Source organism: Mixta sp. BE291 (assembly GCF_031457955.1).
Classification (GTDB): domain Bacteria; phylum Pseudomonadota; class Gammaproteobacteria; order Enterobacterales; family Enterobacteriaceae; genus Mixta.
The window spans coordinates 314,541-334,317 of the sequence record NZ_JAVDXN010000001.1; the positions used below are offsets into that span (position 1 = coordinate 314,541).

22 protein-coding genes and 2 tRNA genes are annotated in these 19,777 nt (G+C 54.3%); 16 read left to right on the forward strand and 8 right to left on the reverse strand.

Annotated elements, in window-relative coordinates; translation table 11 throughout:
* The first annotated feature begins 2 nt into the window (after positions 1 to 2).
* From J2X14_RS01380 to J2X14_RS01405, 6 genes are all read left to right on the forward strand, one after another.
* Entirely contained in the window at positions 3 to 770 is a 768-nt protein-coding gene (locus J2X14_RS01380) for an outer membrane lipoprotein-sorting protein (protein WP_352409433.1), read from the forward strand.
* The gene (locus J2X14_RS01385; RefSeq protein WP_352409434.1) at positions 770 to 2,137 is read left to right on the forward strand and encodes a hypothetical protein; all 1,368 of its coding nucleotides are present in this window, start codon (positions 770 to 772) and stop codon (positions 2,135 to 2,137) included. Before J2X14_RS01380 ends, J2X14_RS01385 begins: the two co-directional genes overlap by 1 nt.
* 10 nt (positions 2,138 to 2,147) lie before the next feature.
* The gene (locus J2X14_RS01390) at positions 2,148 to 3,062 is read left to right on the forward strand and encodes an ACP S-malonyltransferase (RefSeq protein WP_352409435.1); all 915 of its coding nucleotides are present in this window, start codon (positions 2,148 to 2,150) and stop codon (positions 3,060 to 3,062) included.
* Positions 3,063 to 3,066: 4 nt separating this feature from the next.
* On the forward strand, positions 3,067 to 4,068 hold the full coding sequence (locus tag J2X14_RS01395; protein ID WP_352409436.1) for a YcdU family protein: 1,002 nt from the start codon (positions 3,067 to 3,069) through the stop codon (positions 4,066 to 4,068).
* 355 nt (positions 4,069 to 4,423) lie between these two features.
* Positions 4,424 to 4,497: transfer RNA gene (locus tag J2X14_RS01400), tRNA-Cys, on the forward strand.
* Positions 4,498 to 4,508: 11 nt separating this feature from the next.
* A tRNA-Leu gene (locus J2X14_RS01405) sits at positions 4,509 to 4,595 on the forward strand.
* A 96-nt stretch (positions 4,596 to 4,691) separates the two neighbouring features.
* Here J2X14_RS01405 and J2X14_RS01410 read toward each other — a convergent pair.
* The gene (locus J2X14_RS01410) at positions 4,692 to 4,970 is read right to left on the reverse strand and encodes a type II toxin-antitoxin system RelE family toxin (protein ID WP_352409437.1); all 279 of its coding nucleotides are present in this window, start codon (positions 4,968 to 4,970) and stop codon (positions 4,692 to 4,694) included.
* Complete coding sequence (locus J2X14_RS01415) at positions 4,967 to 5,218, reverse strand: type II toxin-antitoxin system Phd/YefM family antitoxin (protein WP_352409438.1); 252 nt, start codon at positions 5,216 to 5,218, stop codon at positions 4,967 to 4,969. The genes J2X14_RS01410 and J2X14_RS01415 overlap by 4 nt, the downstream gene beginning before the upstream one ends.
* Positions 5,219 to 5,350: 132 nt before the next feature.
* On the opposite strand from J2X14_RS01415, the gene J2X14_RS01420 reads away from it, so the two are divergent.
* Positions 5,351 to 5,581: a DUF2442 domain-containing protein gene (locus J2X14_RS01420; protein WP_352409439.1), complete on the forward strand. Its 231-nt coding sequence runs from the start codon at positions 5,351 to 5,353 to the stop codon at positions 5,579 to 5,581.
* A 197-nt stretch (positions 5,582 to 5,778) separates the two neighbouring features.
* Here the strand turns inward: J2X14_RS01420 and J2X14_RS01425 are convergent, their stop codons facing one another.
* From J2X14_RS01425 to J2X14_RS01435, 3 genes are read right to left on the reverse strand one after another with little or no spacing between them, the layout of a single operon-like run.
* Positions 5,779 to 6,276, reverse strand: a complete 498-nt coding sequence (locus J2X14_RS01425) for a hypothetical protein (protein WP_352409440.1) — start codon at positions 6,274 to 6,276, stop codon at positions 5,779 to 5,781.
* Entirely contained in the window at positions 6,273 to 6,635 is a 363-nt protein-coding gene (locus tag J2X14_RS01430) for a tlde1 domain-containing protein (protein ID WP_352409441.1), read from the reverse strand. Before J2X14_RS01430 ends, J2X14_RS01425 begins: the two co-directional genes overlap by 4 nt.
* Positions 6,636 to 6,681: 46 nt before the next feature.
* On the reverse strand, positions 6,682 to 7,161 hold the full coding sequence (locus J2X14_RS01435) for an Hcp family type VI secretion system effector (protein ID WP_352409442.1): 480 nt from the start codon (positions 7,159 to 7,161) through the stop codon (positions 6,682 to 6,684).
* Between the two features lie 360 nt (positions 7,162 to 7,521).
* On the opposite strand from J2X14_RS01435, the gene J2X14_RS01440 reads away from it, so the two are divergent.
* Positions 7,522 to 7,656 carry a hypothetical protein gene (locus tag J2X14_RS01440; RefSeq protein WP_352409443.1) on the forward strand — a complete coding sequence of 45 codons (135 nt, stop codon included), beginning with the start codon at positions 7,522 to 7,524 and terminating at the stop codon, positions 7,654 to 7,656.
* A 621-nt stretch (positions 7,657 to 8,277) separates the two neighbouring features.
* Entirely contained in the window at positions 8,278 to 9,003 is a 726-nt protein-coding gene (locus J2X14_RS01445; protein WP_352409444.1) for a YoaK family protein, read from the forward strand.
* Between the two features lie 20 nt (positions 9,004 to 9,023).
* On the opposite strand, the gene J2X14_RS01450 is transcribed toward J2X14_RS01445, so the two are convergent.
* Both J2X14_RS01450 and J2X14_RS01455 read right to left on the reverse strand, forming a co-directional pair.
* On the reverse strand, positions 9,024 to 10,526 hold the full coding sequence (locus J2X14_RS01450; RefSeq protein ID WP_352410108.1) for a SulP family inorganic anion transporter: 1,503 nt from the start codon (positions 10,524 to 10,526) through the stop codon (positions 9,024 to 9,026).
* Positions 10,527 to 10,747: 221 nt separating this feature from the next.
* Positions 10,748 to 11,008 carry a biofilm/acid-resistance regulator YmgB/AriR gene (locus J2X14_RS01455; RefSeq protein WP_352409445.1) on the reverse strand — a complete coding sequence of 87 codons (261 nt, stop codon included), beginning with the start codon at positions 11,006 to 11,008 and terminating at the stop codon, positions 10,748 to 10,750.
* Positions 11,009 to 11,542: 534 nt separating this feature from the next.
* Between J2X14_RS01455 and J2X14_RS01460 the strand changes: the two genes are divergently transcribed.
* The 5 genes from J2X14_RS01460 (at position 11,543) to J2X14_RS01480 (ending at position 16,411) form a co-directional block, all read left to right on the forward strand.
* A complete protein-coding gene (locus J2X14_RS01460) occupies positions 11,543 to 11,974 on the forward strand; it encodes a MarR family winged helix-turn-helix transcriptional regulator (protein ID WP_502889955.1) in 432 nt (143 codons plus the stop codon).
* A 1-nt stretch (position 11,975) separates the two neighbouring features.
* Complete coding sequence (locus J2X14_RS01465; protein ID WP_352409447.1) at positions 11,976 to 13,658, forward strand: MFS transporter; 1,683 nt, start codon at positions 11,976 to 11,978, stop codon at positions 13,656 to 13,658.
* The gene (locus J2X14_RS01470) at positions 13,655 to 14,743 is read left to right on the forward strand and encodes an HlyD family secretion protein (protein WP_352409448.1); all 1,089 of its coding nucleotides are present in this window, start codon (positions 13,655 to 13,657) and stop codon (positions 14,741 to 14,743) included. The genes J2X14_RS01465 and J2X14_RS01470 overlap by 4 nt, the downstream gene beginning before the upstream one ends.
* Positions 14,743 to 16,116 carry an efflux transporter outer membrane subunit gene (locus J2X14_RS01475; protein ID WP_352410109.1) on the forward strand — a complete coding sequence of 458 codons (1,374 nt, stop codon included), beginning with the start codon at positions 14,743 to 14,745 and terminating at the stop codon, positions 16,114 to 16,116. The genes J2X14_RS01470 and J2X14_RS01475 overlap by 1 nt, the downstream gene beginning before the upstream one ends.
* Before the next feature lie 151 nt (positions 16,117 to 16,267).
* On the forward strand, positions 16,268 to 16,411 hold the full coding sequence (locus J2X14_RS01480; protein ID WP_352409449.1) for a hypothetical protein: 144 nt from the start codon (positions 16,268 to 16,270) through the stop codon (positions 16,409 to 16,411).
* Positions 16,412 to 16,431: 20 nt separating this feature from the next.
* On the opposite strand, the gene J2X14_RS01485 is transcribed toward J2X14_RS01480, so the two are convergent.
* On the reverse strand, positions 16,432 to 17,592 hold the full coding sequence (locus J2X14_RS01485; RefSeq protein ID WP_352409450.1) for a beta-glucosidase: 1,161 nt from the start codon (positions 17,590 to 17,592) through the stop codon (positions 16,432 to 16,434).
* Positions 17,593 to 17,697: 105 nt separating this feature from the next.
* Here J2X14_RS01485 and J2X14_RS01490 point away from each other — a divergent pair, with 105 nt between their 5' ends.
* Positions 17,698 to 18,249, forward strand: a complete 552-nt coding sequence (locus tag J2X14_RS01490; protein ID WP_352409451.1) for an O-acetyl-ADP-ribose deacetylase — start codon at positions 17,698 to 17,700, stop codon at positions 18,247 to 18,249.
* A gap of 32 nt (positions 18,250 to 18,281) precedes the next feature.
* Complete coding sequence (locus J2X14_RS01495; RefSeq protein ID WP_352409452.1) at positions 18,282 to 19,754, forward strand: phospholipase D family protein; 1,473 nt, start codon at positions 18,282 to 18,284, stop codon at positions 19,752 to 19,754.
* Positions 19,755 to 19,777 lie beyond the last annotated feature (23 nt).

A 19,777-nucleotide genomic window follows, 5' to 3' on the forward strand; every position in this document is an offset into this window, starting at 1 on the left:
CCATGAAATCGGCAAGGATTGCCCTGCTATTACTTTTTGCCAGCGCAGAAGGGGTGGCCTCGCCACCGGCGCTGGAGATTATTCGTCGTGCGGATGAGGTGCGTTCACCCAATAAGCCTTTTCGCTATACGGTCACGATACGGGAATTTACCTCCGCGTCTGAGCCGGTTAACCAACAGATCCTTGATGTCTCGATGCGCTTTATCAAGCCGGAAAATGGCCAGCCAGCGGATGCGCGGGCGCTGGTGCGCTTTGTCTGGCCGCCGCACGACAGAGGCAAAATGCTGCTGTCGGACTGGTATCAGCTCTGGTTTTATACGCCAGAGCTGCGGCGGCCGATGCCGGTATCGCCGCAGCAAAGGCTGCTGGGGCAGATCGCCAATGGTGATCTCATCGTGACCAACTTCGAATATGCCTATGATGCGCAACTTACCGGAGCAGCACCCTGCGGTGAAAAGCGCTGTTATCAGCTGGAACTGAAGCGTAAATCGCCCGCCGCCAGCTGGCCGCGCATCCTTTATTGGGTAGAACAAGGCGGGGACTATCGGCCCTGGGCGGCAGATTACTATTCACTGGATGATAAGTTGCTAAAACGCGTGCGCTATCAGCGTTATCAGCCGGTGCTGGGCAAAGCCAGACCAACGCGCATTGTGGTAGAGGATTTTCGCCATGCGAAGGGCTATTCGGTTATGGACTACAGCGATATTCGCCTGGAGTCGCTTCCCGTTTCCCACTTCACCAAAGCGTATCTGCAGCGGGGAGGGCGCTGATGGCAAACGTCGGCTGGCGACCGCTGGCGCTGGCGCTGTTGCTGTTGCCGCTTCGCCTTTCGGCGGCCTGCCTGCCGCAGGCGGATATTCAGCTTTACCTCCAGCAGGCCGGGACGCATAGAGAGGCCTCGCGCTGGCAAATCATGCAGCAACATCCCTACCGGAAAGATAACACGCTAAGCGACCTGGCTATGCGCTACGAAAACCGCTGCGAGCTGACCGCGAGCGGCTTGAGCGTGGATGTTTCGCTGGCGGGGCTGGCTTCTTATCCCTGGCGGACGCCCGGCGCTTTTGAAAAGGAAAAGCGCCGGACGCGAGCGATAATTCATCGGCTAACGGTTTCTTACCCGCTATCAGACCAGCGGCTGATTACCGCCGGTAAATTTAGCGCGCAACCGGGATTGTTTTATCTTACGTCACCGGCGGATTTGCTGCATAACGCCTATGCAGGCTTTAAAGCGGGGCGGATTTATCATCCCACGCTACAGGCGATCTATAACGAATCCGCATGGGGCGTGCGCTTATCAGAGGAGGCGCTCAGCTATGCCTGGTCGCTGACCGTTGCGCCGCAGCTGGCGCGTATCGACAGGCGCTACGAATCTTCGGGGAACTGGCGCGCGCTGCAACGCGCCAACGCCCACGAACGCTATCTGTTTTCTTATAGTGATTATCGTCTGCCCAACCATACGCCAACGCTGAGCCTGCGACTTGGCGATAGTCCAACGCTGGCCGTTGCCGATCGTTTTCATCCCGCACCGCAGTGGACGCTTAACGTCGAACTGGCCTGGCACGCAAAGCAGCAGTGGCGTCATTTCGCTGAGCAGCGCGCTGAACAGATAAAGCGTTACGCCTTTCCCTCGACGCTTTTTCAGCGACAGCACCAGCCAGGCATCGAGCTGGCGCTGTCGGGGCAGTACAGCACGCAAAAGTTCAGCCAGTTTGGCGTGGAATATTATTTCCAGAGCGAAGGCTATTCTCGCCATCAGTGGCGCAGGCAGGTGGATTTTATCCGTTATTTACATCAGCGCAGCGGTTTTGCGCCCGTCGATCGCGCCTGGGATGCCTACCAATATTTAATGGCGGCGGAAATCGACAATGTTACCAATCAGGGCCGCCTGCAGGGCAAACACTATATGCATCCTTACGCCACGTTGATGATTGGCGATGGCGCCAGCCTGCAGGCGTACGCCAGGGTTAATCTGCAGGATCGCAGCGCACTGCTGGGGCTGCATGTTAATCAGCCGTTACGGCAGCGCAATACGGATATCTACAGCGGCGTCTATTGCACGCAGGGCGGCAACGCCACTGAATTTGGCCTGTTTGGCAAAACGGCGGGGCTTTATTCCGGGTTTAAATATTATTTCTGAGAAACAGGATATGGAACATCAACAACAGCCGGTGGCGTTAATTTTCGCCGGCCAGGGAAACCCGATGATCGGCATGGGTGCCGATCTCTGGAACCGCAATCAGCAAACCCGCAGCATTTGGGACTGCGCCAGCGATGTAGCGGGTAGCGATATCCGGCGCGCCTGTTTAAAAGGCCCGCTAAACAAGCTGGTGCAAACGCCGGTGCAGCAACTGGTGGTGACCGCCATCAATCTGTCGTTTTATACGCTGCTGCGGGAAAAAGGCGTAAATATCATCGCTTCCTGCGGTCATAGCGTGGGGGAGTACAGTGCGCTATATGCCGCGGAGGCGATAACGCTGGAAGACCTGTTCGCCCTGATTCACTTTCGCGCGACAACGATGCATGCGCTAAGCAAACAGCAGCCGGGCAGTATGCTGGCGATAAAAGGGCTGGATTATCTGACAACCCGCGATCTGATTAGGGAATATGGCGCTGAGCTGGATATCAGCTGTGATAACAGCTGTCGCCAGCAGGTGATCGGAGGAACCGCTGCCGCGCTAAGCGTATTTGCCCGTCGCGCCAGCTGCGAGACCATCAGGCTGGGCGTCAGCGGCGCGTGGCATACGCGCCTGATGCAGCAAGGGGTGCAGCCGATGCGGGATTTGCTGGCGACGATGACGGTCACGCCGCCGCGGCATCGGGTATGGATGAATGTCAGCGGTCAGCCGGAAGATCAGCCGGAGGCGATTCGGGAAAACCTGGCGCTGCATTTAACCCACACCGTAAAATGGCGCGATAGTCTTGCGCAGCTTTTAGCCGCAGAAGCCGCGCCGCTGCTGATTGACGTCAGTCATAAAGCCTGGCTGCTTGCGCTGCTGAACGATTTCCCCGCTTTTGCGCCGCAGCGGTTAGTGCATTGCAGAAAAATTCTGGCTGACCAGTGAGGCGATGATGATCCCCGATTATCTGGCTTTTACCCGCTATCAGGACAAAAGGCTACTGCCGTTGATTTACCTTATCTTATTGGTGCTGTGGGGCTTGTTGTGGAAAAATAATGGCTATGCCCTCAACCAGGAAGATGCGGGCGCACTCAGCGGTATTGTAGCTATCGTACTGTTCTACCTTATTCACGATCTGAAAGCCTACTGGATGTATAAAGGCGCAGTCAGAGGCGTTGATCTCACCGGCTTTAGCGCTAAGCCGCTCTCTCGTATCACAGACTTTTGCTGTTGTCCGCTGATGGTCTGCGCGGTTACCGCGCTCGGCTGCTGGCTGCTGGTCAGCTACGGGTTTGCGCTGCTGGCAAGCCGGTACGCTATTTTAGGCCTGTATTGCCTGTTGCCTTTACTGCTTTACCTAATATTCAGGGCGTTGCGCGTGGTATATATCCGGCAGCTGAGCAGGGTGCGGGAGCAAGTGCCGCGTCTTACGCTTTACCGCTATACAGCCTGCTTTGTGCTGATTAATAGCGCGTTGAATCTCCTGACGGTCAGCCCGCTGAAAAATAACCCTGATTTCTCGCTTGCGCACGGCTGGCTGTCGCCGCAGCTGACGGTGGCGATGTTTATTCTTTGTGGGGTGGTGTTCAGCATCAGCTTGCTGTTTGCCCGCTGGTCCAAAAAGTATCTGTTTTTCGGCAGAATGTTTTTACAGGAAATAGATTTCTCTTTTTCCGCTGCGGTTCCCTGTGCCTCGCTGCAGACGCAACCTTTGGCTCTCCGGCTGGTGGGTTTCGTTACGCTGCAGATGCTGTGGATTGTGGCGATCAATGCGCTGCTGGCGTTACTGTCCGTGGAACTGCCGTTTAGCCTTTATTTCTTGATTTGTTACCTGCCAGCAAACGCCTGCTACTTCCTGCACCTTTACTGGCAGTGGCACACCGATTTTATGACCGCTTGCGATATGTATCTGCGCTGGAGCGTGATCGATAAGCGCGCTACGCCCTGGTAAGGGGAGGGTTATATGCATCAGCCAATGTACCGTGGGGCTGTCGCTACGGCAAAAACCGGTCTATAACTTATAGCGGTTCGCTATCAGATCGGGGACGCTGGCGATGCTTTGAGCGAGCAGGGTAAAAACAGAACAGAAAGCGTTGATGATTCGTACAGCCTTGTCTGGCATGGAAAAGCTTCTTAAAAAATTTAAGTTTAGGGGGTTGCCAAGCGCGGTAAGTTAGGCCATAATGCCGTCCATCTGATGAGGGAACGCGAAAAAACTTCTCGAATCAACGAGTTAGCATCTGAAAAAAGATTCTGCTCCCATGAAGAATTAGATGGTTCGAATTCGGACGATCAAATGGAATTAAGGCGCGTTGGCAGAGTGGCCATGCAGCGGATTGCAAATCCGTCCACCTCGGTTCGACTCCGGGACGCGCCTCCACTTTACACCCTGCCCGGGTGGTGAAATCGGTAGACACAAGGGATTTAAAATCCCTCGGCTGTATGGCTGTGCGGGTTCAAGTCCCGCCCCGGGCACCACGAACAATACCGAATAAAATCAAAGCAATATGAAGTAATGTCGTAACCGCCCAAGGGCGGTTTTTTTGTTTTTATTGCTGCTAATCAGCTGCTCTTTTATTTCAATCTGTTCTTTGCGTCGCCGTAAACACTGTTCCGTTCCCGGATGCCTACGGCTATCACTTCTATCACTAGCACACCGTCGGGGACTTTATAAACCAGCCGGTAGCCAGCGGCCCTCAGCTTGATTTTGTAGCAGTCGCTCATTTCGCGGAGCGTGTTCTTTTCTACCCTGGGGCTTTCCTGCAGCTTCTTGACAAACATGCTGCGGATGGTCGGGTCCAGCTTCTTCCATTCTTTCAATGCCGTTTCTTTGAACTCAATCCGATATGTCATGCATAGTCGTCCAGGTCTACCGGAATAGTAGCTTCACCTTCGCGCGCACGCACGATCTTCGCCAGCTCGATATCTTCCATGATTTCCATCATGGCTTCATACATCGCCGGTGGTACACAGTAGAAGGCTGGTTCGTTGCGGTTCAGGATAACAACAGGTTCACCATGACCAGCCTGAATGGTAGCCATAGGATTTTTCTTCAGCTCGGAAATGCTGGCTGTAGTATTAGCGTGCAGATAGTTGGGCATTTGAAACCTCTTTAGGGTGCTTTAAGTAATGCTTTTAACTGGTCTTATTGTAGCGCTGCTCTGAAAAGATTGGAACTAAAGAGCTATCGGCAACCGTTGAAGCTAACCAAATCTTGTTTCTGGAGGCATGGAATGACTATTTCAGCTAAAAACGTCAGATTCGATGACGCCACTATGTGGGTCGAACTGAACGATGCCCGGACAATCGGTGTGCCGCTGGCGTGGTTTCCGCGTTTGCTTCATGCGTCTTCGGAGCAGCTGAATGACTTTGAACTCAGTCCACGTGGTATTCATTGGGAAGCACTGGATGAAGATATCTCTATTGCAGGGCTACTGGAAGGCCGGGGCGATGTGACTCACTGACCTGACAATATAGCCTGACAATACGGACACCTGACGCCATCCACGGATGGCGTTTTTTATCAATGGAAAATCAGTATACGCTATAGTTAATCGATTAATTTTATAAGGAGGGTCAGGATTCTGAGCCTTTTGACAATGATGTACTGGTTTGCCTGGATGGGGATTAGCCACAGACAGGAGTGATTTTACGGAGATCGTCATTCCTCCGCTGATGAAATGTCGCTTGCGATGACTTTATCCATTGTAGTTAAACATTTGTCTTTCCAGATTGTATCGGAATTTACAGACATAATTGCAGCTCTGGTTTTAGAGTAGTATTTCTTGATTTCATCCTGAGTAGGTTCAATGAAAGGAATTCCACATATAAAGTTGATATTCCTTTCGTTAACGAAATTTAATACCTCTGACGGATTTTCAGATAATGCATATGCCATTGATATATTTAACCCTTCCTGAAAATAAGTTACTCTCAGAAAGGGTTTTTTATTTAAATTTGGGTATAATTTTATCCAGCGTTGCTGGCCTTCGGAGATATATCCAGAAATATCTTCATACTCATTCTCTGAAATGATTTTGCTGTTTCCCATACTTATTGCGGTTGTTACCTTACTATAGATTTGCTGTTCTTTTAAAGATGAAGTATCAGAAAAACATGGAAAAGAAAAAAATAATGGAATCAAAGGTAACCATTTCATTTTACGATTAACTCCCTGTCAGCACTATCGGCAATTTTCTTCCTGACATCCAGTGAAGCAACAATACATCCATTAGACGCTGTGCCATAGCCATTGTCGCCATGAATCAGAAATCCAGCCCGACCGCACATATTATTACCTGCATAAGGTGTTAAGCGAAGTACGAATCGGCCTGCTGTTGGGTGTTTTGCTATAGGACTTCCAATTTTGTATTTTCCTCTTGGTAAAGGACCTTTGTTGATTTCGCATTCCAGGCTTGGGTCATCTTTATATCCTTCAGCTCCAGCGTATAGCGCATCAAATAGATATTTCCCATTTTGCATAAATGTTTTTTTTCTTACATCATAAACCCAAGTCATAATTCCTCCCTCATATGGCGCACTCATGCGCCATAATCGCATTTAATTAAGCGCGTTCCTTCCATGAGTCAGAGTGCTGTATATTCCCGTCGCAATATTGCCACGTTATCCTTTCATAGCGTAAAGTAACCGACTCAAGATGATTCATATTTTCTATGGATTTAATGTTATGCATTAACGGGTTTACAGAGACAACCTTCACACCCTCAAGGAACATATTAAAATACTCTTCCTCCTGACCTGCGTGGTTAATGCGATACCATTTTATTTCTGCACTTTTCAATGTCTGACCAGATGACACTGCCTTATAGAGATACGGGCTTGATGAATCAAACTCTTTTTCAAATTCTAAAGCACTGTGAACCCTTGTTCCTGTTAGTTTCCCGGTATGACTGTCTGTCGGTATGCTCAGTCCATGCATAAAGCTGAGTACTTCTATACTACCTTCCCTGTCCTGTACATCAACTGAACCTTTAATATCCGCACCACCATCATCCCTTAGCCAAAGATATGCCGGTATAGCCATAATTTTAATTCTCCATTTAATCAACGCTGCTAATCCCATACCCACTTAATGAGAGTGGGTATGGCGACGATATCAACTTTCACAAAGGGAATGAATTGATTTTTAATCATGAGATTCTGGTTTTTCGCTGTTTTCCTGCCTGCATCCGCTCTGGCCGGTATGGTTATCTATACCGACACAGCGCATCTGCCAGATGCTTTTCCCCGTGATATCATCGTTGTTTCAAAAACATAATAAATTTTCTAACAGGCCTTATTTGAACTAAATTACCTGATGGCAATTAATTATTAACTGAAGATTATTTGATTTTCATGTTACTCCGGGGAATATGGTTATGCTTAATCCGCATCGGGAGGTTATATGAAATTATTAACTGCAAATGAAAGCAACCAGGTCACGGGTGCCAGCCGCAATGGTGGCTGGGAGGGCTACTGGAGGCATAGCGGCAGCGAAAGCTCATCTTCTGACTGTGGTGATAATGGTTGCAGCTGGTGATGAAAAAGAAAACTATTGACTTAATTTCAATAGGTGCCGGTATGTTACTTTCGGGGCCATTACTCAACGGAGCAAGCGTTGGATTTAAAAATAGCTGGTATTCATTCCCATGCAATTTTTCGAAATTTTTTGTGATGGTTTTTTGCACGCTGGGTTTGATATTAACTATAAAGAAAATCGGCAATCTTCTGTTCAATACTGAAAAGAAATCGGAATGATTTTATCACTGTGTTTAAAAAAGAGGCTCGCTTCGACGGGCTTTTTTAATTTTCATGTTCCGGTTTCTACAGCTCAGCAGGAGACAGATCGCGGCTGATTTGCCACCCGGCATCGCTGATTTGCCGTCCAGCATCGCTGGTTTGCTACCCGGCACCACTATACCCCTACTTAGTTACAACATACTAAATGGTTTCGTATGCTGCCTGTCGAGTCCTGTGCAAATTATCAGTCTGGCAGCGAAAGTTTTCTCAGAGCCAGCAGGCCTGCTGTTAGTTAATCCATAAGGCGGCCATGATGAAAAGAAACCAGCAACAGCAGGGCGCTTTTTGACAATCGACAAACGAAAGCGGCTGAAAAAGCGCATAATAGCGCCTTGCTTACCTTGCCACGTCATTACTCACTATGTTAATTCGTCAGGATGAGGCCAGAACCTTTATTACCGATAGTCGGCTGGCCGCAACGCTTGCGCTGGTCGCGGGCGCGCTAAATACCGCCGCGTTTGAGGCGGTGGGGTTTTTCTCTGCCAATATGACCGGCAATGTCTCCTCTCTCTCCGAGCGGCTGGCGCGCGCTGAGCTGCCGCTGGCGCTGTTCTTTTTCGAGATAGTCTGCCTGTTTATTCTCGGTTCGACTTTTTCTACCCTGCTGATTAATCATGGGCGCCGCCATGGCATCCGCTCCGTCTATGCGATAAACATTTTACTGGAGGCGTTGCTGCTGCTGCTGTTAGGCGCGGCAGAGGTGTTTTTCCCGCAGGTCGCGGGCGGGATCCTGATGATCCTCAGCCTGAGCTTTTTAATGGGTCTGCAAAATGCGGTGGTTACGCGCATTTCTAACGCGCGCGTGCGCACCACCCACGTTTCCGGTACGGCAACCGATATCGGCATAGAACTGGCGATGTTGGTGGATATTGTGCGTCGCAAAGAATCAACAGAATATTCCCCCATCTATCTACAGCGGTTGATGCTGCATGGCTCCACCATCACGGCGTTTTTATTAGGGGGCGTTGGCGGGATTTGGTTGTATAAAATGACCGGTGCTGGTTTTCTGCTGCTGATTGGCGGTTTTTTAGCACTGCTGGCGCTGAACGCGCTGGGCAAAGCCCGCCGGACGAAGGCGGGCGAATAAAGGTTAATCAGCGGGTTGGCTTACAGCGTGCCGCTCAGGCGACGATGAAAATCGCTGCTGCGCGTATCTAAACCAATAATTTTCACTTTAGCGTCATAGCGCTGATAACGGTTTTCGATAGCATCAAGCGCCGCAACGCTGGAGGCATCCCAAATCTGCGCATGCGTCAGATCGATGGTGACATCCTGCGGATCGTGCGCATAGTCGAAATGCTCAAACAGGTCGTTGCTGCTGCCGAAAAACAGCGGGCCGCGCACCACATAGCGTACCGCTTCGCCGTCGGCGCTCAGCTGCCGCTCGGCATGAATAACATGCGCCACGCGGCGGGCAAACAGCAGAATCGCGAGAACCACGCCGCCGACCACGCCAATCGCCAGATTACCGGTCCAGACGGTCATCGCGACCGTCAGCACCATGATCACGGTTTCCGACAGCGGAATCCGCTTTAACGTAGCGGGCTGTAGGCTATGCCAGTTAACGGTTTTCAGCGCAACAATCATCATAATCCCCGCCAGCACCACCATCGGAATTTGCGCCATTAGCGCGCTAAGTCCGGTGACCAGCAGCAGCAGCACCAGCGCGGCGGCAACGGTAGAGATACGCGTACGCGCCTTGCCGAGTTCAACGTTAACGATGGTCTGCCCAATCATGGCGCAACCGGCGATACCGCCGTAAAAGCCCGCCAGAATGTTGCCGATGCCCAGCCCCCAGCTTTCACGACGCTTGCTGGACGGCGTATCGGTAATATCGTCTACCAGCTTGGCGGTTAACAGGGATTCCATAATGCCTACCAGCGCGACACTCACCGCCGTCGGCCAGATAATTTGCAGCGTTGCCAGGTTCAGCGGCACGGCCAGCTGGTTCAGTCCTGGCAGGCCAGCTTGCATCGGGCCTTCATCGCCAACGTTCGGCACATGTAGGCCACAAAAAACGGCAATGGCGGTAACAACCACAATCGCCACCAGCGGGGAAGGGACGCTCTTTAAAATACGCGGCAACAGCAGCACAATAACCAACGTCAGCGCAAACAGCAGCCATACCGGCAGCGCCTGGCCCCAAACGTGCGGCACCTGCGCGAAAAAGATCAGCACGCCGAGCGCGTTGACAAAGCCCAGCATCACCGAGCGGGGGATATAGCGCATCATACGCGCCAGTCCGGCAAGCCCGAACAGGATCTGTATCACGCCGCCCATCAATACGGCGGGCATAATGTATTCCACGCCGTGCGCGCGCACCATTGGGCCGATCACCAGCGCAACCGAACCGGCAGCGGCGGTCACCATCGCCGGACGACCGCCCAGCAGCGAGAGCGTAAGCGCCAGCACCACCGACGCAATCAGGCTAACTTTGGGATCAACGCCAGCAATCACGGAAAATGAGATAACTTCAGGAATCAATGCCAGCGCGGTAATCACGCCAGCCAGGCATTCGCGCGTGAATAACTTAGGCGAACGCAATACGCGGGCAACGGTCAGCTCGCTGTCGGCGTGCTTTTCAGCGTTCGCCTCAGAAGAGGTAGTCATAATAATGCAGGCTCTTATTGTCGTCATGTCAGATGCAGCAGGGTGCATCATGGATCTGAAAGGTCTGAGTTGCCCATCGCGGACAAGAGGCGCATGTTACCTGTAATTCTTTGCTGATACCAGTTTCAGGCCGGGCCTCTCCATCAGGAAAGCGCCCGTCTGAAACCGGCTTAAATCATCACACCGCTCGATTACCCGCGACAGCCGGGCAAACGGGGCGCTTAACCAATAATATCGTCTTCCGTTTTGTTCACCACCAGCTCCAGAACATGACGATAAATATCTAACATCACCACATCGCTCTCCAGCTCAAGTCGCTGGATAAGGCGGGTGATAATCGCTTTATTGGTTACGGGCTGGCCTGCCTGCAAGATCTCCGCCACCACGGCACCCAGCACTTCGCCTTCGTTCGTGGCTCCCTGCTCCTGCAGGTTAAAATAATCGGTAATGTCCTTGTCGGTTTGCGAGGTAGTCGTCTGCATGTTCATCCTCTTTAACGCGGCTGGCAGCGCGTAAAGGCTTAAGGGATTGGCCAACATGGCCAACGTTTCATTTTTACGGTCAACAACAAATGATGGTGTAAGCAGGATGTAAGACATCCTTCAGGCGAAAAAAAACCTCTGAAGGTGGAAATCCGAGTTAAACACCTTCAGAGGCGACGCAAATGCATCATTCGTTACAGAGCTTTGTGTAGCTCAGCGCAGATAAAGTTATACAAAAAAGGCAAAGCTGTACAAAGGATACTTATACAAAAAATGCTATCTATTAGTAATCAAATAGTTGCATTGCTAACTAAGTAGTAAAAAGCTATACAGTTCGCACATAAAAACGTTTCGCTTGTAACATTTGCTAAAAAAATTTTAAAAAAACGGGCAAAAACGCTGTGGACTAAGATTTTTCTCAAGAAACAGGTTTTACCTCATAATAACCCCATCAGATTATTCACAACCCCTCTACGCAACGCCTATACTTACTGATGTTTATTTACATAGAAGTCTAACCATTAGGTGCCTTATATTTTGGATGCTTCTCAGCGTTTTCCTCGTTTGCTGCAGCGGACGGCGCATGCCTGGCGGCTGGCTATCGGTCGCCGGTTAAAAGAGAGCGGCCTCAGCATGAACAGCTGGCTGGCTATCGCCACGCTGGCCAGCGAAAGCGAACCCATGACGCAAAAGGCGCTGGCGCAGGTGCTGGGCCTGGAGGAGGCCAGCATGGTGCCGCTGATTGATCGGCTGGTAACGCAACGGCTAATCGAACGCCTACAGCCGGAAGAGGATCGTCGTAAGCGTCTGCTGATTGTCACCGCCGAAGGCTGGGCGGTGTTTGAAAACGTCAAAGTGGAAGCGGACCAGCTACGCGCTGAATTGCTGGCGGATATTAACAGCGATGAGCTGGCGGTCGCCCAACGCGTCCTGCAACAGCTGCTGGATAAAACAGGATCTCTCTGACGTGGCTAAATCAAATCCCTATGTTCCGCGCCAGTGGCAGCCGCATGAAAAGCCGGTGCTGCCGGGTTCGCCTTCAACGCCGATTCATCCCACCAACAAACGTATCGCTTTTGGCCTGGTTGGCCTGCTCATTACCTTAACCGGCGCGCTGAGTAATGCGCTGGTTACGGCCAATCTGGTTAATCTCCAGGGCACCTTTGGCGCTTACTCTAACGAAATCGCCTGGCTCCCGGCGGTGTATGTGATGGGTAATATCTCGATTAACCTGCTGCTGGTGAAGTTCCGCCAGCAGTTCGGCCTGCGCATCTTTACTGAGGCATTTCTGCTGCTGTATGTACTGGTGGCGTTTTTCCATCTGTTTGTTAACGATCTTAGTTCGGCGCTGATTGTACGTACCGCGCACGGCATGGTGGCGGCCGCACTGAGCTCGCTGGGAATCTATTACCAGGTGCAGGCCTGGCCTGCCAAACATCGCCTGAAGGCGCTGGCGATTGGCATCAGCGCCTCGCAGCTGGCGATTCCGCTGGCGCGGCTGTTCTCTTCCGAGCTGTTACAGCTGGAGGAGTGGCGCGGGCTCTACCTGTTTGAACTGGGGCTGGCGATGGTGGCGCTGGGATGTGTACTGATGCTGAAGCTGCCGCCAAGCGACCGCAGCAAAGTGTTTGAAAAAATGGATTTCCTCACGTTTATGCTGATGGCGCCGGGCATGGCGCTGCTGTGCGGCGTGCTGTCGCTGGGACGCATCGAATGGTGGTTCAATACGCCGTGGCTTGGGATCTGCCTGGCGCTGTCGCTGGTGCTGATTGTCAGCGCGATAGTGGTTGAGCATAACCGCAAAAATCCGCTGATCAATACGCGTTGGCTAAGCAACGGTGCCATCATCCGGCTGGGCATTGTCATGATCATGATGCGCGTGGTGCTGGCGGAACAGAACAGCGGGGCGATTGGCTTTTTGCAGCAGATCGGTTTGTTGAACGATCAGCTACGCGGCCTGGCGCTGGCGATCATTGGCGGCGTGGCGTTGGGGATTGCCGCCAGCGCGCTGACCCTAAAGCCTGCGCATTTTAGCTGGCCGATTGTCACCTCGTTGCTGATTATGATGATCGCCTCGTTTATGGATAGCCATGCCAACCCGCTGACGCGGCCGCACAATATGTACCTCAGCCAGTTTTTGCTGGGCTTCAGCAGCGCGTTCTTTATGGCTCCGGCGATGCTGTTGGGCATTGGTCGCGTGGTTACCCAGCCGAAAAATCTGGTGAGTTTCGTGGTGCTGTTCGGCATGAGCCAGAATTTAGGCGGCCTGATCGGCTCCGCCATGCTCGGCACGTTTCAGGTCTGGCGGGAAAAATATCACTCCAGCCTGTTGGGCGATCGGCTTTCGTTGCTCGATCCCAACGTCACCGAGCGCCTGAGCCAGTACAGCGCGCTGTTTAACAGCCAACAGGGCGATAACGTATTGCTCAGCGCGCAGGCGGTGGCGCAGTTACAAAACCTCGCCACGTTACAGGCTAACGTGCTGGCGTGGAATGACACCTATTTACTGACCGCCGGCATGGCCTTTTGTACCCTGGTTTGGGTGCTTTATCGCCTGACGCGTCAGCGCATTATTACCCGCCGCCAGCAGCAACGCGATGCCGCCGCTGCCGCGATCCCGGCACCAACCGTCAGCAGAGAGAAACAATGAGCCAGCAGGAAGACGTCAACACCGCCGAGCGCGAGCGCACCAATAAATTTCGCATTCTTTCTATCGCCGTGGGTAGCGGCATTGCTTTGGTCGGCGTACTGGTGATCCTGTATGCCTGGCAGCTGTGGCCATTTACCAGTGCGGTGCAAACCACGGAAAATGCCTATGTGCGCGGCCAGATAACCTTTATCAGCCCGCAGGTAAGCGGGTATATCACCGCGGTAAACGTCCAGGATCTGCAGCCGGTACATAAAGGCGAGGTGCTGATGACCATTGACGATCGTATCTATCGGCAGCGGGTCGAGCAGGCGCAGGCGCAGCTGGCGATGAAACAGGCGGCGTTAGCCAATAACCAGCAGCAGCGTCGCAGCGCGGAAGCGGTGATTGTGCGTAACCAGGCGGAGGTGGAAAACGCCCGGGCGCAGGCGGCCAAAAGCGGTTTCGATTTAAAACGGGTGGAAAATCTCGTGGCCGACGGTTCGCTCTCGATCCGCGAGCGTGACGCGGCGCGTGCCGCTAACAGCGCGGCGGTCGCGGCCGTGCAACAGGCGAAGGCGACGCTGGAGGTTTCGCGACAGGATCGGCAAACCACCATCGTTAATCGCGCCTCGCTGGAGGCGGATGTCGCCAATGCGCAGGCGGCGCTGCGGCTGGCGCAAATCGATTTAGACAACACGCGCATTATCGCGCCGGAAGAGGGGCAGCTGGGGCAGATCTCCGTGCGCCGCGGCGCGTATGTTTCGGCGGGCACCCGCCTGACGTCGCTGGTGCCGGAGGCAAAATGGGTTATCGCCAATATGAAAGAGACGCAGATGGCGCATGTGCGTCCTGGTTTGCCGGTCACCTTTACCGTGGATGCTCTGAACAACGCGCAGTTTCATGGCGTAGTGGAGTTTATCTCTCCGGCGGCCGGTTCGGAATTCAGCGCCATTTCACCCGATAACGCCACCGGCAACTTTGTGAAAATCGCACAGCGCATCCCGGTACGCATCAAAATTACGGATGATGCCCAGGCGCGGCTGCGTCCGGGGATGTCGGTAGAGGTGAGCATTGATACCGCCGGGGCAGAGGAGCCGCAGTCATGATGCGCTGGAAACCGCAGGCGCTGGCGTTGCTGATCCCGTTACTGGCTGGCTGCGCCAGCGAGGTTGATAAGGCGCCGTCCTCGTTGCCGATTCCACCGCAGTGGCGCGAGCAGGTCGGGCCGTCCGCCGCGCCGGAGGCGAACTGGTGGCGTACCTTTGCCGATCCTGACCTTAACCGGCTGGTGGAACAGGCGCTGCGTAATAACCCCGATATTCTTACCGCCCGTTCACGCGTCGATCAATATCGGGCGCAGCTGCGCGCCGCCGCTGGCGATAATTTCCCTACGTTGGATGTCGGCGTGGGCGCAACGCGCGCGCGCTCACTGTCAGCCGCGACCGGACAACCGCGCGAAGGCAACGTTTATCAGGGATTATTGCAGGCTAATTATGATGTGGATCTGTGGGGGGCGCGCAGCAGCAGTATCGACGCCGCACGCGCATCGCTGGCGGCACAACAGGCCGCCGCCGCCGCTGCCGAACTGACCATCGCCTCCTCGGTGGCTTCCGGCTACATTTCGCTGCTGGCGCTGGATGAGCAGCTGCGCGTGACCCAGGCGACGCTGGCGACGCGTGAAAACTCGCTTAATCTGGCCCAGCGTCAGTTTGCCGCGGGCTATACCTCACGCCTGGAGTGGATGCAGGCCGCCTCGGAATATCAGGCGGCGAAGGCGCAAATTCCGCAGCTTACGCATCAAATTCATCAGCAGGAAAACGCGCTGAGCATTCTGGTCGGCATGAATCCGCGCCGTATTGCCCGCCAGTCAACCTTTACCCAAGTGATGCCGCAGCGTCTGCCTGCGCTGCTGCCGTCGGCGCTGCTGCAGCGTCGCCCCGATATTGTGCAGGCGCAGCGGCTGCTGCTGGCGGCGGACCAAACGCTGATCTCGTCGCAGGCGCAGCTGCTGCCTTCGCTTAACCTGACCGCCTCCGGCACCCTGCAATCGTCGGTGCTGCATCAGCTGGTGGATAATCCTTTCCGCCTGTGGAGCATTGGCGGCAGCGTGCTGGCGCCTTTGCTGAACCGTGAAGCGCTGACGGCACAGGTGGATGTGTCGATGGCTTCGCGTAATCAGGCGCTTTACGGCTATGAAAAAGTGGTGCGTAACGCCTTTAGCGAAGTGAACGATGCGCTGGATGCCATCCAGCAAACCCAGGCGCAGCTACAGGAAGTGGAAAAACAGCAGGAGATCGCCGCCGACACGCTGCGTATCGCGCGTAATCGCTATCAAAATGGCTATGCTTCCTATCTGGATGAACTGGATGCGCAGCGTACGCTGTTCAGCGCGCAGCTGAATGTGGTGCAGCTGAAGAGTAATTTGCTGCTGGCGCAAATCGATCTCTACCGGGCATTGGGCGGCGGCTGGCAACCTTAACCTCCTTTGCCGCCGCTCAGGCAATAAACGTTAGCGCAGCTTCAGTATGCGGTTACGATGTCAGCGCGCTGTGTTACACTGAGCGGCCGCATTGCAGAAGCAGAGCGGTATCCGGTTTATCGGTTATGCCTGCTTGCGATGATAATGAAAAATGAATGAATCTTTACCGCCTGAACCTCCAGAAAGAGAAGAGCTGCTGCCGCTTGACGATGCGCAATTCGCCATCGTGGTGCTGTTACTCACTTCTCTTACGCTGATCTTCTTTGTGCTGCTTGTCACCTTATGGATGTCATAAGCTGACCATACGGCGTCGCCTTAACCTTTCGCCCGATTCTGTAATTTGATTTGCTGACTGCGCAACGCCAGCGCCAGCGGCTCATACAGTGTACGGCTGCCGTTGGGATCGGGCAGGCCGAACAGCGGGCCAGGCGAGCGCCGATCGTCAGCCCAGGCCGGATATTCCACTACCGGATAGAGCGAAACGCCTTCAATGGCCACGCCCTGATCCAGCGCCAGCTCCACTTCGTCCGCCACCACGTTTAGCCAGTTGACCCGCGCTTCGCCTTCCGCGCCGGTTTCCGCTAATAGCATCGGGCGCTGATAGCGTTGCCAGACCTCCTCCAGCAAGAGATGCAGCGGACGCCAGGCGGGATGCGTGGCGTTTAAGGTGGTGCCGTCGCTCAGCCATTGATTATCGGGGTAATAATTTAGGCCGATAACATCCAGCGCCTCCGGGCTGCCGCCCAGCTCCGGGCACTGTTTGCCGCACAGCATATCCCAGGCATCAAACTGCGCAAGGTGCTGACGCTGCGCCTCTTCGCGTGCGCTGTCGTTGTCGGCGACGGGGGCGACATGCACTAACGGGTCGGTTAACACAAAGCGCGCCTGCGGATAAACCTCGCGGATCGCGCTAATCGCCGCCAGGCTGGCGCGCACCAGCTGTTTTTTTAACGCCGCTCCGCGCCCGCTGGCGTAAGGGTTAAGCCAGGCCACTTCCGCGCCCGCCCATGACCAGAAAGAGATTTGGTTAATCGGCGTGAAAAAAGGCTGCTCAATGCCCTCATTGCGCATCACTTCCGCCATGGCGCGGGCGAAGCGGGCAAAGGACGCGACAAAATTTTCCGACCAGATATCGATATGCTGCGGATAGCCAAAATGCGCCACCTCCCAGATAACCTGGATGCCGTGCTGGCTGGCGGCATGCACCATCGGCAGAAAAGAGGACCAGTCATATTCGCCGGGCGTTTTCTCAATCAGATACCAGCGCGCGCCGTCGCGTGCGGTTAACAGGCGATGCTCCACCAGCGCGGCATAATCCTTATGAATCAGCATATCGTGCCCGCTGCTAATGATCATATCCAGGCGCTTGCCTTCGCGGCGGCAGGCGGTAGAACAGGGAAAACTGCCCTGAAAGAAACTGTTAAACAGGGACGGCTGGTGACGCTGCGATGGCACAGTGGGTGAGGTAACTCGCATGCGGGTCTTCTCCTGTAAAAAGGCAGGCACGGAAGGTTTCGCTAAGTCTAGACTAAATGGCACCCGTGCCCCGATTTTCACCGTGAATATGACAAGGAGCGAAACATGCAGAGCCGACTACGTATTATCCAGGGCGACATTACGCGTCAGCCGGTAGACGCGATTGTGAATGCAGCCAACAGCAGTCTGCTTGGCGGCGGCGGCGTGGACGGCGCGATCCATCGCGCGGCAGGCCCCGCGCTGTTAGCCGAGTGCCGCGAGCTGGCGGCGAGCCAGGGCGGCTGCCCGACCGGAGAGGCGGTTATCACCGGGCCAGGCAATTTACCGGCGCGCGCGGTGATCCATACCGTTGGCCCGGTGTGGCAGGGTGGCGGTCATGGCGAAGCGCAACTGCTGACCAGCGCCTATAATAATAGCCTGCAGCTGGCGGCGGATCGCCGCTTTGCCACCGTCGCCTTTCCCGCTATCAGCACCGGCATTTATGGCTTCCCTAAAGCGGCGGCGGCGGCGATCGCTTTGCGCACCGTTCGCGAGTTTTTGCAGCAACACGACTATCCGCAGCAGGTGTGGCTGGTCTGCTTTGACGATGAAAGCTATCGTCTCTATCAACAGTATTCAGAACAGTCGGATAACGCCAGCGGAGCAGCCGGTGAATAATAACCATCAGGTTGATAAAAAAAGGAAAAATAATGGCTGAAGCGCTTTACCCGCAGGATACCATTTCGCCTGCCGACAGCCGTACTCGCCTCGCCAGGGCCGTCAAACCGCGTACCGTTCAGCATCCTCAGCACAGCGGTATCCACGCCTTAAGCGATGGGCTGGATGCCTTCGCGGCCCGCTATCAGCTGCTATCGATGGCGGAAGAGCGCATCGATATTCAGTATTACATCTGGCAAAACGATATGTCCGGGCGACTGCTGTTCAGCGCGCTGCTGGAGGCGGCGGAGCGCGGCGTTTGCGTGCGTTTGCTGCTTGATGACAACAACACCATGGGGCTGGATGAAACGCTGAGCGAGCTGAACCGCCATGCCAATATCGAGATCCGTTTATTCAATCCGTTCTCTTTCCGCACGCTGCGGGCGCTGGGTTATCTCAGCGATTTCGCGCGTCTGAACCGGCGCATGCACAATAAAAGCCTGACCGTGGATAATATGGTCACCATCGTTGGCGGGCGTAATATCGGCGATGAATACTTTGCCGCAGGTAAGCAGCCGCTGTTTTCCGATCTGGATGTGATGGCGATTGGCCCGGTGGTGGAAGAGGTGGCGGCCGATTTTGAGCGCTACTGGCAGAGCAAGGCGGTCACCGCGTTTTCTGCGGTAGTGGATGACGCGCCGGACGATTCGCACGCGGCGGTGACGCTGCCGGAAGCCTGGCGCGAGAGCGAACAGGTGCTGCGCTATATGCAACGCCTGCAATCGTGCGGCTATATGTCGCAGCTGGACAGCGGCGAATTAAAGATGATCTGGGCGCCGACGCGGCTGCTGAGCGACGATCCGCGCAAAGGATTGGGTAAAGCGCGCCGCAGCACGCTGTTACCGCAGCGGATGCTGGAGGTTATTGGTCGCCCGCAGCAGCAGTTCGATATTATTTCCGCCTATTTTGTGCCGACGCGCGCGGGCGTGGCGCAGCTGCTGGGGCTGGTGCGCAGCGGGGTTAAAATCGCTATTCTGACTAATTCGCTGGCGGCCAATGATGTCTCGGTGGTACATGCAGGCTATGCCAAATGGCGGAAAAAGCTGCTGCGCCACGGCGTAAAGCTGTATGAGCTTAAGCCGCAGGCCCACAGCGAAGAGAAGCCGCACGATCGCGGGTTAACCGGCAACTCCGGCTCCAGCCTGCATGCCAAAACCTTTAGCGTCGATAACGAAAAAGTGTTTATCGGCTCGTTTAACTTCGATCCGCGCTCGGCGGTGCTGAACACCGAAATGGGGCTGCTGATCGAAAGCGAGGTACTGGCAAGCAATATCCATCAGCGCTTTGTTGAAGAGATGCGCGAGCGTGCCTGGACGTTACGGCTGGATAAATGGGGCCGGGTTAACTGGGTGGAATATGAAGGCGAGCCGGGTGAAATCGTACATAAGCATGAGCCGAAAACGCGCTTTTATCAGCGTCTGCTGGTGCGCCTGGTGTGGCGTTTGCCGGTAGAGTGGCTGTTGTAGCGGGCATCCTTGCCCGTTCGTTG